The organism is Alloacidobacterium sp., from assembly GCF_035631355.1.
In the GTDB taxonomy this organism is placed as follows: Bacteria; Acidobacteriota; Terriglobia; order Terriglobales; family Acidobacteriaceae; genus Alloacidobacterium.
Window position 1 is genome coordinate 44,343 of sequence record NZ_DASQIX010000071.1, and the last position, 13,073, is coordinate 57,415.

A 13,073-nucleotide genomic window follows, 5' to 3' on the forward strand; every position below is an offset into this window, starting at 1 on the left:
ACACCTTATGAGAAAGGGTGGGAGCGCGCGAGCGTCGACGCCGGAGCCTTCGCTGGACAACCGATCCGGCAAAAGAATTTTCGTCGCTGACGCGTGACGGTATGTCGCCTGCCATGGCCATTCAAAGCGCAACCCTGCAGGCGGCAAATCTTATGCACATGGATGACGAAGTGGGCGCCATCGAGCCGGGTAAACTGGCTGGACATTTGTAGCCGTACCCGGCAACCCGCTTGATCAGATTTCGCTGATGGAGAAAGTCGACTTCGTCATGAAGGATGGGGTCGTTTGTCGCGGGCCGCAGACAAAATAAAAAACCGGGGAGGTTCAGTTCCCCAGCTCAAGAAGCTAAAGCGTCAATCTCAGGCAAGCGCCAGCGCGGCACTAATTCCAGCTTTGATTCCCTGCTCGGCAGCTTCCGTTCCCCGCGCCTGATTCTCTGCGTAAACAAACTGCACGTTCTTCAAGCCGATGAAGCCAAGTACTGTGCGAAGATATGGCTCCTGCTGGTCGAGAAACGCATACGGCGATTCACCGCTGTAGGCGCCGCCCCGCGCTACAATCACAACTACCTTCTTGTTCTCGTCCAAAAGCCCCTGCGGCCCCTGTGCTGTGTAGCTGAAGGTGCGTCCTACGCGGACGACTTGATCAATCCACGCCTTGAGCTGCGCGGAAACACCGAAGTTGTGCATCGGCACAGCGAGCACTACCGCGTCGGCTGCCTCTAACTCATCGATCAGCGTCTCAGATACAGCCAGAATCTGCTTTTGTTCCTTAGTGCGGTTTTCTACGGGTGTGTAGGCTGCGGCGATCCACTGCTCGGTGACAAACGGAGCCGGACTCGTAGCGACATTTCTGCGGACCACCTTGCCCGTGGGATGTTTGCGCTGCCACTCGGTTACATATTCCTTTGCTACTGAGCCCGAGACGGATGCAGAACGCGGGCTCGATTCGATGACCAGAAGATTTGCCATGACGGCCTCCCTTTTCTTCCAATACCTGTTGCAACGACCATATTATTCGTTGCAACGAATATTATTCAAGACGACAAGGAAGGATTCAGCTATTTTTGCGGTTATTTATCCTGCTGATTTTTCAGAATTTGTTCTACCGCCCGGAGGTCCTCTTCCGTATCTACGCCAATGCTGTCGAAGGGAGTAGAGGTCACATAGATGTCGATACCATTTTCGAGAAAGCGCAACTGCTCCAGCCGCTCAACTGCTTCCAATTTGCGCGAAGGAAGGTTGGGGAACCGGTCAAGCGCCGACTTGCGATACGCGTAAACGCCTAGATGTTTTTGATACTGGACATTACCCGCCTCGTCGCGATCGAACGGAATCGTCGAGCGAGAGAAGTACAACGCCCGCCCGTTTGCAGCAGTCACCACCTTTACCGCGTTCGGATTGTTGACCAGTTCTGGAACGCATGGAGTCGAGATGGTGGCCACTTCGACTTCAGGACGCTTCATCGGCTCAAGCAGCGCGTCGAGATGCTCCGGTCGAAGCAGCGGCTCATCGCCCTGAATGTTGACGTAAACATCCGCCTCGATGGATTGCGCGACCGCGTAGACGCGGTCGGATCCGCTGGCGCAATCAGCCGCCGTAAAGACAGCCGGGAAGCTTCGTGAGCGAGCAAAACCCATTACCTCTTCCGCGTCGGTGGCGATCAGCACCTGGTCTAGTCGCGCGCAAGCGCGAGCCGCGCGATACACCCAGGCCAGCATAGGCTCGCCGGCAATCTCACGAAGAACTTTGCGCGGCAAACGGGTCGATGCGAGCCGCGCAGGAATGACGCCCAATATGTGCAATGGATGCTCCTGATGCATCCAGTCTAATCAATCGCGCGAGATAAAAGGCAAGCCCAGCAACACAATCAGCAGCGCGAGATCGAGCCATGCAAACCAGTTGCCGAAGCGTGAGTAGATAGTCGCATCGTGACGGACTGGAACTGTAGCCACCACGGTTGCAAATGGAGCATTGAGGGTATCGCGTTCCGCAAGCACACGGCCGCGATCATCAGTAACCGTCAATATGCCCAGCTTGGCCGAACGCGCAATGCTGAATCCGCTTTCGACGCCACGCAGGACGGCCATCCGTCCATGCAGCCAGCCGTCCTGCACGAAATCCCAGGCGGGCACCAACAGCAGCCCGATACCATCCTGAGAATATTGCCGGCTCAGGCGCGGGAAATCCATGTCTTTGCAAATTTCCATACCCCATTTACCGGAAGGCTCTGCTATGACCGTTCGCTCTGTGCCGGGAGTTTCATTCTCAAGATGGGGTAGCAGGTGATGCTTGTTGTAAGAAGCAACGAACGATCCGTTCGACGAATAAAGGCGCTCCTGGTTCCAGGTAGCATTCGTGGTGCTTCGATCAATTCCAACAGCAACATAAGCGCCAGCCTGTTTTGCCATCTGTCCCAGAAACGCGTCGAACTGCGGCTGTGAAAGGTCGGTTACAGGCCCGCTGTGTTCGGGCAGAACAAAGACCTGAACACCCTGCTCGACTAAAAACTTCATCTGTTCCGCGTATCTCTGAAAAACTGCCTGGGCCTGTGCGGGCGTATCGGCATGAACATTCTCCGCTTCATCCGAAGCAATGAGAGCCACCTTCACTTTTGGCGAGTCTTTAGGGGTTGCAGCAAGACGCCAGATCCCGAACCCGAAGACGCACACAAGAACAATAGCGACAGCAATCGACAACGGAACTTTGGCTGAACCAGGACCGCTGCTACAGACTGCGGCAACCGTAGCGGCAAAGAGAAAGAGGCAAAAGCTGATGCCCCAGATGCCAGTGACCGAGGCAATCTGCACAATAGGCAGAAAATTCATTTGCGAATAACTGATATTGCCGAAAGTCCCATGAACGGAAACAATCGCAACAATATATTCGGCTGCTACCCAGAATGCTGGAGCAATGAGTGCGGCCTGCCACAGCTTTCCTCGAAGAACGCGGCTGCGGAAAAGCAGAACCGCAATACCGAAGACACATGCGGTACTAAGAAGGATAAACGCCACGAGCCATGTTGGCAGCACTGTGCGTGTGTAACTCCATTCGTTCAGTCCGCCCAATGCATAGGCGGCGGCAGCAATGAAAAATGCTTCCGCTGCGGACACGCGCGACGAAACATAGAGCACAGGCATGGCAGCCAGCCAGGTGAGTATCCACACAGGTGCAAGTCCGGTCCCCAGGAAAAACAGCGCGGCGGACAACGCGAGACAAAAAGCGACGACGGCGGAACTGCTAAGCTTTGAGGCCATGAATCAATCTCCTGAATGAGCGGCGCACAAGCGCTCGGAACTGCGTTTCTGAAAGGTGGAAGCGGCCTCCGCGGTAAAGCATGACGTATCCGTGAGCGTGCGCCCACAACTCCAGCGCAATCTCCCAGATGTCATCGCGTTTCAAGTATCCCGACTCCATCGCCTGCGCCACCAGATCGGCAATGGGGTTGAGCGTAGGAGAGCGGCGGGCGCGAAAATCATCTGGATAGCGGCGGGCATTTGGACGCGGCTGGGAAAATACATAGTCAAAGATGCGAGGCCGATCAAAGGCGTAACTGATATAAGAGTCCATGCTGCCCAGCAGCCGCGATTCAACAGACCCGCGCTGTGGCCGCGCCAGCATGTGTTCCAGGAATTTTTCGAATTCACGATCAACGATGAAATTGAGCAGGGCTTCGCGGTTCGGAAAGTGGTGATAGATGGCCATCGGCGTAATGCCGACTGCCTGAGCAACGCGCCGCATGCTCACGGCGTCCGCGCCCTCGCGTTCCAGAATTTTGAGCGCCTCTACCGCAATGCGTTCCGAGGTCGTTTCCGTCTTCATGTCTATACACTGTATATCATTCTGCTATACGGTGTATAGCAATGTCCTGGTATCCATCCACTAGCGTCTTAGATAATCGCGTAAGATGATCAAATGCAGGACACGAAATACGTTTCTACGGGTCTCCGGACCGGGTGATAAGCGCGGCCACTCTGCATGTGATGTTTGTCGTGTTTGTCGCCACGCTCCTGCGGTCGGCTTTTGGATTTGGCGAGGCGCTGGTCGCCGTTCCGCTGTTCGCATTCTTTATCCCAATCGAAATTGCCGCGCCGCTTGCCGTCCTCATCTCCATCACTATCGCCGGAATCGTGGTCATTCAGGACTGGCGGAAGTTTCATCTGTACAGCACTGGATGGCTTGTGCTCTCCACGCTCTTCGGCATTCCGCTGGGCGTATTGCTGCTTACCGCTGTTCGTCCGAGCATTGTTAAATTGGCGCTGGCAGCCGTCATCATTGCGTTCTCTGCCTATTCGTTACTGGTCAAAGATCCTCCGGAACTGCGCAGCGACAGGAGAATATGGCTGCTGAGCTGCGGATTCTGCGCAGGAGTGCTGGGCGGCGCTTATGGAATGAATGGTCCACCCCTTGCGATTTACGGATCGATGCGCCGCTGGTCGGCACAGCACTTTCGCGCAACTTTGCAAGGCTATTTTCTGCCCGCAAGCATTATCGGCATGTGCGGATACTGGGCAACGGGCTTGTGGGTTCCGGCTGTCACTCATTATTACCTGGCCTCTTTGCCGGCCGCGCTCCCGGCAATATGGCTGGGAAGGGTTATAAATCACAGGCTGGAAGGCGAAGCATTCCTGAAATATGTGTACGCCGGACTGGCAATCATCGGGATACTGTTATTGATTCAATCATTCAAATAGCGCCGCTGACACGAGCCGTAATGAATGGTTTTGTTTGACCGCCTCGTTCCGTATTCGTATGATGGAAGCTGCAGTAATTCAACATTTTCCCACCTGAAATTGGCGGCGTAGCTCAGATGGTTAGAGCGTGGGATTCATAACCCCAAGGTCGGTAGTTCGATCCTACCCGCCGCCACCATGTAAGACTTCCCGGCAAAACCCTCCTTGCTGGAGTATCATTTTTCTAACAGCTCCCGGCTGCATGAGTAGGTGTATGTCCAAAGGTTTTAAGCGCGCAATCCTCGGTATTTCCATCCTTTTGGTTATTGTTGTCTTCCTTGGGGGATTCGGCCTGAATGGCGTGCGCGCCGGTACACAGGATGACGGCGCCTATCGGCAGATGGGCGTATATGAAGAAGTCCTGCACAAGATCCAGAGCGACTATGTCGTCGAACCCAGCATCCCGAAGGTGACAAATGGCGCGCTGCACGGCCTGCTGGAATCGCTTGATTCCGACTCCAGCTATCTGACCCCGGCAGAATATACAGCCTACAAAGCCCATGCCAGTGAAGGCACTGCCCAGGTCGGCCTGAACGTCTCCAAGCGCTTTGGATACGCGACTGTCGTCTCCGTCATGCCGGGCAGCCCCGCGGAGCGCGAACAGATCCAGGATGGCGACATCATCGAAGCCATCGGCGGACAGACGACCCGCGAAATGTCTCTGGCTATGATCCGGTTCCTGCTTGAGGGCAAGCCGGGGACCGATGTGACCTTCGCTCTCGTCCGCCCCAACCGCGGCAAGTCTGAGCCGGACAAGATCACGCTGACGCGCACCAACATCGTTGCCCCATCCATGGGCGAGCAGGAGTACGAAAACTCGAGCATCCTGTATCTCAAGCCGATTGTTCTCACCAAAGAACGTGTCGACGACATCGAGAGCCGCCTAAAAGCCATGACGAAAGACGGCAACAAGAAGGTACTGCTCGATCTGCGCGACGTGACCCGGGGGGATGAGGCCCAGGCAGTGCGGCTAGCCAATGCCTTCCTGCAGGGCGGCACCATTGCTTCGCTGGAAGGACAGAAAGTGCCCAGGCAGACGTTCACCGCCGATCCGAGCAAGTTCATCACTTCAGCGCCGCTTGCTGTTCTTGTAAATCACGGAACCTCCGGCCCCGGCGAGCTGGTCGCCGCTGCCATCCTCGACAACAAGCGTGGCGACGTAGTTGGCGACCGCACTTTCGGCGAAGGCACGGTGCAGAAGACGATTGAGATGCCCGACGGCTCTGCCTTGATTCTCTCCGTCGCAAAATACGAATCGCCTTCCGGCAAAAAGATTCAGGACGAAGCGGTAACACCGAATGTGCTTGTCGCTCCCAACCTCGACCAGTATCTGGCAGCCGAGCAGGGGCCGGAAGGACCGACCGCGCAGAAGCCGGAAACACATACGGACGACCAATTGAACAAAGCGCTCGACCTGCTGAAACAAAAAGCGGCTTGAAGCCAATTCTTGCCTGACAGTTCCGAGCAACGGACACAAGGTTGAACCAGCGCGCTCCAATCACCAACGGAGGCTTTCGCCCGGGCGCGGGACGGCGCAAAGTGGCTGGCGGCGTCGCGCTGGCAGTGCTGTTGCTGCTGGCCGTTGCAGTTGGCTCACTCACCGGATTGATGCTCGTCTACTCAGTCAATCTTCCACAGATTGACGACCTGACGCGCTATCGCCCCGACACGACAACTGAGCTATATGACATCCACGGTCGCATCTTCGGCTCTTTTGCCCTGCAGCGCCGTGTTCTGGTTAATTACACCGACCTCTCGCCGCTTCTCCGCCAGGCTGTCATCTCGATAGAAGACAAGAATTTCGAGAGCCACTGGGGCGTGAATTTCTTCCGCGTACTGGGAGCGGCCTATCACGACCTTACCTCGAAGAGCCGTGCGCAGGGTGCTTCGACGCTGACCATGCAACTGGCGCGCAATCTTTTCCTGTCGAATGAGCGCACGTTCGGGCGCAAACTGCAGGAAGTGCTGCTCTCGATCCAGATCGAGCACACGTTCACCAAGCAGCAGATATTCACGCTCTACGCCAACCAGATTTACCTCGGACACGGCGTCTACGGCTTCGAGGCCGGATCGGAGTATTACTTCAGCAAGCACGCCAAAGACCTCACACTGCCTGAAGCAGCGTTGCTGGCCGGGCTGCCTAAGGGGCCATCGGAATATGACCCGGTGGTCAACCCTGACAAGGCATTTCGTCGCCGCAACATGGTCGTGAACGCCATGCTTGAAGACGGCAAGATCACCGCAGCGCAGGCCAACGGGGCGCGATCGGCCCCGCTAGGGCTGCACATTCAACCGCCTCCCAACAGCGCAGCCCCGTGGTTCGTCGAAGAGGTGCGGCGCGAGCTTGAACGGAAACTCGGCCCCGATCAGGTCCACGAAGCTGGGCTGAAGGTCTACACCACGCTCGATCTCGATCTGCAGCAGGCCGCGAACCGCGCCGTGCTGGATGGGCTGACCGCTTACGAACGTCGGCATGGGTGGCGGGGGCATCTGCTCAATGTCATCGCCGGTGGCATTGGCATGGAGGGGTTCAAGCATCCGGACTGGATCGTTCCGCCGCAGCCGGGAGCGTATGTGCATGCGCTGGTGACCGGTGTGCTGCCGTACCAGGCGACGGCGCGGATTGGCAATGAACAACTGGTACTGACGCCGGACGACTGGGCCTGGACCGGCTTCAAAACGGCAGACGGCTTCCTGAAGACGGGCGATATCATTTACGTCCATCTGCGCGAGCAGGACGGCAACATCCTGCGCGGAACGCTCGAAGAAGACACCGGCGTTCAGGGATCGCTCATGGCGATGGACAATGTCACCGGCGACGTGCTGGCTATGGTCGGCGGACGTGACTTCAACCTGTCGCAGTTCAACCGTGCGACGCAGGCCGAGCGGCAGACTGGATCGTCGTTCAAACCCTACGTCTACACGGCGGCGATTGAAGACGGCGCGACTCCCGAAGAGAAGATTCTGGACACCCCGGTTTCGTTCGGCAACTATACGCCACATGATTACGAGGGCAACTACCTGGGCAGCATCACGCTGCTCAAGGCATTTGCCGATTCCCGCAACATTCCGGCGCTCAGGCTGGCCGAGCGCGTCGGCATGAAGAAGGTCATCGACGTGGCGCACCAGTTCGGAATCACGGCGAACATCCCGGCCTATTTGCCGGTCGCGCTCGGCTCGGTCGAGGTGACGCTGGAGCAGCAGATGGCTGCCTATGCCGCCTTTCCCAATGACGGCATCCGCATTGCGTCGCGGCTTATCCGTCGCGTGACGACAGCGGATGGCGCTCCGCTGATGGAAGACACGCCAGAGGTCACGGAGGCCACCAGCGCCAGGACGGCCCGCACCATGATGGTCCTGCTGCGTGAGGTGACACGCAGTGGAACGGCCAAGGATGCGGCGGTTCTGAACCATCCCATCGGCGGCAAGACGGGCACGACCAGCGACTTTACCGACGCGTGGTTTATCGGCTTCTCGCCTTCGACGACCTGCGGCGTCTGGGTCGGGTACGACAACCGCGAGTCGCTGGGCGATAAGGAAACCGGCGCGAAGACCGCGCTGCCCATCTGGATCGACTTCATGCGCGCAGCCATTGCCGGCAAGGATGACGAAACATTTCCCGGCGACCAGAAATCAAGCCCGATGCGGCTGGCGCAGGCTGCCGTCAAGCTGCCGGCACACGCAATTCATTGAAGCCTGCACATAAAGCGCTGCATCTATCAGATATGCCGCAGAAACGTGTCATTCTCTACAGCCAGCCGGGATGCCCTCCCTGCTTTGCTGCCAAACATTTTTTCAACTCACGCGAGATCCCCTTTGAATACAAGGACGTGACCGCCGATCCCAAGGCCCTGCAGGAGCTTATGGAGCTGAACAGCCAGTCAACGCCGACGATTGTCGTCGATAACGAAGTTATGATCGGCTTCGATATGGATCGCCTGGAACGGCTGCTCGGTTAACCCCTCCCCCTGTTTTCGCTAAATTACTACAAATACATGGCTTAGGAAACTTCCAAGGGAAGTCTTCTTTTCAATTCGGGTATCTGGTGACAGGAGATGTCAGTTAACTCTTGTTCCCCAAATTTGCTTTCTCCTTGGCCGAGAACCCACCCCCTGTTTTCGGCTAAGTTCCTCATTAACAAGCCAGTTAGCAGTATTGTAGCGGCAAATTCCCTTAAGTTATTGCATTTATGGGGGTTAGCTGGCCGCGGGTTCTCATCCAAAATAAAAGAGGCATGGATTCTAGTCCATGCCTCTTCTTTCTCATTATAGCAAATTCAGCCATAATTCCCTGCGTGCTGTGCTGCTTCGTAAGCTATTGTGATTGAGTGTGTTGCCGGATTTCTGCGGGCGAAGGGACTTGACAAGACTTGCGCGTGCTTCTGGAACGGACGGTTGTGGTAATGGTGGCGGTTCTGGCTGTCGTTTACGCCGGAGACTGGCTTGTTTATCACTATCGTGCTGCGCATGGGACTGCGTTCGATTCGGTCAAGGTGAACCAGTTTATAGCTGTTCCGCTCAAGAATGGAAAGGAAGAGTACGACTATACCGGCTCCCGGCAGGTGCAGTGTGTTCGGGCCTTGTTTCCGTGGACTGGAGATGAGCCTTGCTGGTGGGTTCGGCGGCATGCGGAGGAGAAGGTGAAGGTTTGAGGTTCTGGAGGCGCTTCACATTTTTGGTTCCGCTCCGGCCTACGGCAGTAAGGTAGGGCCTTCGACCCGTCTATTCGGTGGGCTGAAGCCCACCGCTTCTACCCTGACTATTTGCGCGCGCTTCGCGCGGACTGGCTAGACCCACCCGAGCTCCTCGAACTGAGGGATGGACCTAGGATGGGGCACCCGGTCTTTGAGGGCTTCGGCCTGCTTTTGTTTGGTGGGTTGAAGAGGCTGCTGAAAACCATCGGAGAGAAATTATTACCTCAGCGGCCAAAGCCGCAGCAGTTCTGCATCACTTACGGCACGGCTAAAAGCCGTGCCCTTACGAAACAACTACTTTTCCGGAGTCTGTTTTGCGTATCGTTTCTGCCGTTAACGCGCGGTATCATCTTCGATCCAGTATTCGCTTCTTGCTCTTACTTCCAAGTGGGGACGGTCTTTCAGCTCGACGTGCAATGCGTGGAGGCCGGGGGATGTATCGGTGGGGCGGAAGCTGAGGACATAGTAGTTGGGCACGTCATTTGAGACGGGGATGAGGCGGCGCTGGAGGTCGCGAGCGTCGTGGAAGTGGGCGAACTCGCCTCCGGTGAGCTGCGCGATGGATTCGGCCGTATTAGTGCGCAGAGCATTGCGCGCGGCAAGAAAGGCCATGGTGGCCAGGCGGATCGGCGGGGCCAGATCGCTTATGCAGTCGAGCACCTGCCGGCTGTAGTGTTCCTTGTACTCGGCGTCGGCGCCGTCGCGACTGAAGCACCCGTGTGCTGGGCCGGGCACGTCGGGCCGGTTGAACTTTGACGCCTCGTGTGAGACCTGCGAGCGCGTGCTGGAAAACGCGAAGCTATACATGGTGGTGTTGGTGTCGCTGATGAGGCGCAGAGCGTCAGTGAGCGTGGTGGTGCTGCCCTGGTCAAGGGTTTCACTGAGCAGCAGGATGGCGCGGCGGTAGCTCGCGGGCTGTGTCCGCAGCTGCGCTACGGCAAAGGCCACCGCGTCGAGAACCGCAGCTCCCTGATCGCCCGCCTGCAGGTTTGCCAACTGATGCGCGGCCACGGCTGTGTCGGGCGTAAAGGGCACGAGCAGATGCGGAGTGCTGTCAAAGCCGATGACGGCGACGCGGTGGTCGATGCTGCCGATGAGCGCGTCGAGGATGGGGTCCAGGTGGTAGTAGTCGGCGAGGTGATGCGCTCCGTCGCCGCCGGTTTCGACGACGATGGCCAATGCGAGCGGCTGGAAATCGGTGTCGGGGTCGATGGTGACGCGCTGGGGAACTCCGTTGTCAGTGACGATGAAATCGTCAGCTGTAAGCGCGAAGACGTTCTCGCCGGACTTCGTCTTGACCTGAACAGGCACCTGCACGAGCGTGGAGCGCACGGTGAGGACCGGAGTCTGCTCCTGTGCGGTTGCGGCAACAGCGGTGAGGCAGAGCAAGAGCGCGAGGGCAGAGGCGGAACGGAGCATTCAGTCTTCATTGTATGCGGGTGGGTGAGACTCATCCCCCTGCGTTGTATGAGCCGGCTATTGTGCGCGTGGACAGCAGAAAAGCGGATAAAGAGTTGATTCCCATGTCTCAAAATCGAGACATGGGGCACCCAGCACCCAGCTGTCACGTGTTAATGATTGCTCCCGCCTGACAGATACGGTATACATTTTTCGCAATGCAAATTTTCCCTCGGGTTGCGGTTCCATCCTGCCTTCTCCTGCTTCTATCCGCCTACGCTACCGCATTCGCTCAGCCCCGTTCGTCCGAGTATTCGCAGTTGCAGGAGCGGCTGGCTCGCGGATGGAACACATGGGACACACACAGCGTCATGACGCAGGTTCTGTTGCCTGAAGGCCTCGCGGTGCGAGTGGGGATCAAGCATCAAGACACAGTGGGCTCGGACAGCTTTCTTCCGGCTGCACTGATTGGCCGCCAAGGCAAGGATGAGGAGCGGGTTGTTCCGGGTCCTCACTCGTATGACGGAAACTATACGGATTTGAAGCTACAGTGGCGCGGCCATGAAATCCGCATTCAAAGCGCGCACGATGGAGACGACCTTGTACTGCTGGCAACCCCGCTTTCGCAAGCTGGCAGCGCTCACCTTCCTCCGGAAATTGTGCTTTCCGCAGGAATGCTCTGGAACCGGCCCGGAACGGTTTTAAAGGAAGGAAGCCGGCTGGAAGCTCGACTTCCGAATCGAACGGTCTCAATCTATTTGTCCGGCAAAGATACGGACGACGTGAGCGTGCCCGTTTCCGGCAGTTACTTTTCCGCGGAGTTGAAAGCTCCTGTGGGCCTGAGCACGGGCAGGCCACGAACAATTGCAGAAATTCAGCAGGCCTTAGAACGAGCAAGGCAGGCCTATGAGCAATCGATCGCAGGGTTCGGCGAACGCGCTCCGGTTGCCGACGCGATTCAAACGGTAATCGGCTGGGACACAATCTACGAGCCGCAGGGCCGCCACGTGATCTCGCCTGTGAGCCGCATCTGGAGCGTGGGATGGGGCGGGTATGTCTTGTTTGACTGGGACACGTTTTTCGCCGCCACCCTGGCTGCGGTTGGCGACCGCGATCTGGCGTATGCCAATGCCATTGAGATATGCCGCGCGGCTACGCCCCAGGGATTCATCCCGAATTACGCGCGGGGCGGAGGCTGGAAGAGCGAGGACCGCTCTGAGCCGCCAGTCGGGGCGATTACGCTGCTGGGGCTGTATGAGAAGTTTCATGATCGCTGGCTGCTCGCGGATACATTTCCAGCCTTGCTGAAATGGAACCGGTGGTGGGCGGAACATCGCGACCGGCAGGGATACCTGGTGTGGGGCAGCGATGGCGAAAATGAGCCTGCAAATCTTGATGACGCGAGCCGCGGGACTCGTGAGGGGGCGATCCTTGAATCGGGACTCGACAACAGCCCGATGTACGACGATGCCGCCTACGATGAGAAGACACATCAGCTGATGTTTGCCGATGTTGGCCTGATGGGGATGTATATCTCCGACTGCGATGCGCTGGCGAAGATCGCGGATGTTTTGGGCAAAATCGCAGAAGCAACGGAACTGCGCGGGCGGGCCGCTAAGTATCGCGCTTCTCTGGCGACTCTGTGGGACAACAGCAGCGGCATATTCCTGAATAAGGACCTGCATGCCGGCCAGTTCAGCCATAGGCTTTCGCCGACTAATTTTTATCCAATGCTTGCCCAAGCCGCTACACCTGAGCAGGCCAGGCGCATGGTGGACGAACATCTGCTGAACCCGGAAGAGTTCTGGGGCCAGTGGGTGATTCCATCGATTGCGAGGAACGATCCCGGCTTCAAGGACCAGAATTACTGGCGAGGGCGCATCTGGGGGCCGATGAATTATCTGGTCTATCTTGGTTTGCGAAATTATCATCAGCCAGATGTTGATCGTGCCCGGCGGGAACTCGCGCAAAAGTCGCTCGATCTGTTTTTGAGCGACTGGCGGGCGAATGGGCACGTGCATGAAAACTACAATGGAGCGACCGGAAGCGGCGACGACGTGAGCAACAGCGACCGTTTCTATCACTGGGGTGCGCTTCTCGGAGTCATCGACCTTGAAGAGATGAGTCCGGTGAAATGACTAAGCCGTATGAACGATGAGGCCCAATTACAGTCGAAATGAAACTGGATAGATCTAACCATAGCCCTCTATTTTCCCGGCCCCTTATCTGGAACGTAGACATCTCGTTGTT

The 13,073-nt window shown here is 57.2% G+C and carries 12 protein-coding genes and 1 tRNA gene; 8 read left to right on the top strand and 5 right to left on the bottom strand.

Features of this window, described 5'->3' with window-relative positions; all coding sequences use genetic code 11:
* Window positions 1-17: 17 nt before the first annotated feature.
* Window positions 18-212 (top strand): amidohydrolase family protein, encoded by a 195-nt coding sequence (locus VEV40_RS13235; RefSeq protein WP_324832952.1) that lies wholly within the window; start codon window positions 18-20, stop codon window positions 210-212.
* 147 nt (window positions 213-359) lie between these two features.
* Here VEV40_RS13235 and VEV40_RS13240 read toward each other — a convergent pair whose 3' ends face one another.
* The 4 genes from VEV40_RS13240 to VEV40_RS13255 all read right to left on the bottom strand — a co-directional run bounded on the left by VEV40_RS13240 (window position 360) and on the right by VEV40_RS13255 (window position 3,821).
* Window positions 360-971 (bottom strand): FMN-dependent NADH-azoreductase, encoded by a 612-nt coding sequence (locus VEV40_RS13240; protein ID WP_324832954.1) that lies wholly within the window; start codon window positions 969-971, stop codon window positions 360-362.
* 101 nt (window positions 972-1,072) lie between these two features.
* Entirely contained in the window at window positions 1,073-1,804 is a 732-nt protein-coding gene (kdsB, locus tag VEV40_RS13245) for a 3-deoxy-manno-octulosonate cytidylyltransferase (RefSeq protein WP_324832956.1), read from the bottom strand.
* A gap of 27 nt (window positions 1,805-1,831) precedes the next feature.
* Window positions 1,832-3,256, bottom strand: coding sequence for an apolipoprotein N-acyltransferase (locus VEV40_RS13250; protein WP_324832957.1), 1,425 nt, complete (start codon window positions 3,254-3,256; stop codon window positions 1,832-1,834).
* Window positions 3,240-3,821 carry a TetR/AcrR family transcriptional regulator gene (locus VEV40_RS13255; protein WP_324832958.1) on the bottom strand — a complete coding sequence of 194 codons (582 nt, stop codon included), beginning with the start codon at window positions 3,819-3,821 and terminating at the stop codon, window positions 3,240-3,242. Before VEV40_RS13255 ends, VEV40_RS13250 begins: the two co-directional genes overlap by 17 nt.
* A 161-nt stretch (window positions 3,822-3,982) precedes the next feature.
* Here VEV40_RS13255 and VEV40_RS13260 point away from each other — a divergent pair, with 161 nt between their 5' ends.
* The 6 genes from VEV40_RS13260 (at window position 3,983) to VEV40_RS13285 (ending at window position 9,383) form a co-directional block, all read left to right on the top strand.
* Window positions 3,983-4,693 (top strand): sulfite exporter TauE/SafE family protein, encoded by a 711-nt coding sequence (locus tag VEV40_RS13260; protein WP_324832960.1) that lies wholly within the window; start codon window positions 3,983-3,985, stop codon window positions 4,691-4,693.
* A gap of 101 nt (window positions 4,694-4,794) precedes the next feature.
* Window positions 4,795-4,871: transfer RNA gene (locus VEV40_RS13265), tRNA-Met, on the top strand.
* A 75-nt stretch (window positions 4,872-4,946) separates the two neighbouring features.
* Window positions 4,947-6,170: a S41 family peptidase gene (locus VEV40_RS13270; RefSeq protein ID WP_324832962.1), complete on the top strand. Its 1,224-nt coding sequence runs from the start codon at window positions 4,947-4,949 to the stop codon at window positions 6,168-6,170.
* A 41-nt stretch (window positions 6,171-6,211) separates the two neighbouring features.
* A complete protein-coding gene (locus VEV40_RS13275) occupies window positions 6,212-8,425 on the top strand; it encodes a PBP1A family penicillin-binding protein (RefSeq protein WP_324832964.1) in 2,214 nt (737 codons plus the stop codon).
* A gap of 32 nt (window positions 8,426-8,457) precedes the next feature.
* Window positions 8,458-8,691, top strand: coding sequence for a glutaredoxin family protein (locus VEV40_RS13280; RefSeq protein WP_324832966.1), 234 nt, complete (start codon window positions 8,458-8,460; stop codon window positions 8,689-8,691).
* Window positions 8,692-9,107: 416 nt separating this feature from the next.
* Complete coding sequence (locus tag VEV40_RS13285; protein ID WP_324832967.1) at window positions 9,108-9,383, top strand: hypothetical protein; 276 nt, start codon at window positions 9,108-9,110, stop codon at window positions 9,381-9,383.
* Between the two features lie 375 nt (window positions 9,384-9,758).
* Here VEV40_RS13285 and VEV40_RS13290 read toward each other — a convergent pair whose 3' ends face one another.
* Window positions 9,759-10,844, bottom strand: coding sequence for a VWA domain-containing protein (locus VEV40_RS13290; protein ID WP_324832968.1), 1,086 nt, complete (start codon window positions 10,842-10,844; stop codon window positions 9,759-9,761).
* 197 nt (window positions 10,845-11,041) lie between these two features.
* On the opposite strand from VEV40_RS13290, the gene VEV40_RS13295 reads away from it, so the two are divergent.
* Window positions 11,042-12,961, top strand: coding sequence for an MGH1-like glycoside hydrolase domain-containing protein (locus VEV40_RS13295; protein ID WP_324832969.1), 1,920 nt, complete (start codon window positions 11,042-11,044; stop codon window positions 12,959-12,961).
* Window positions 12,962-13,073: the final 112 nt, after the last annotated feature.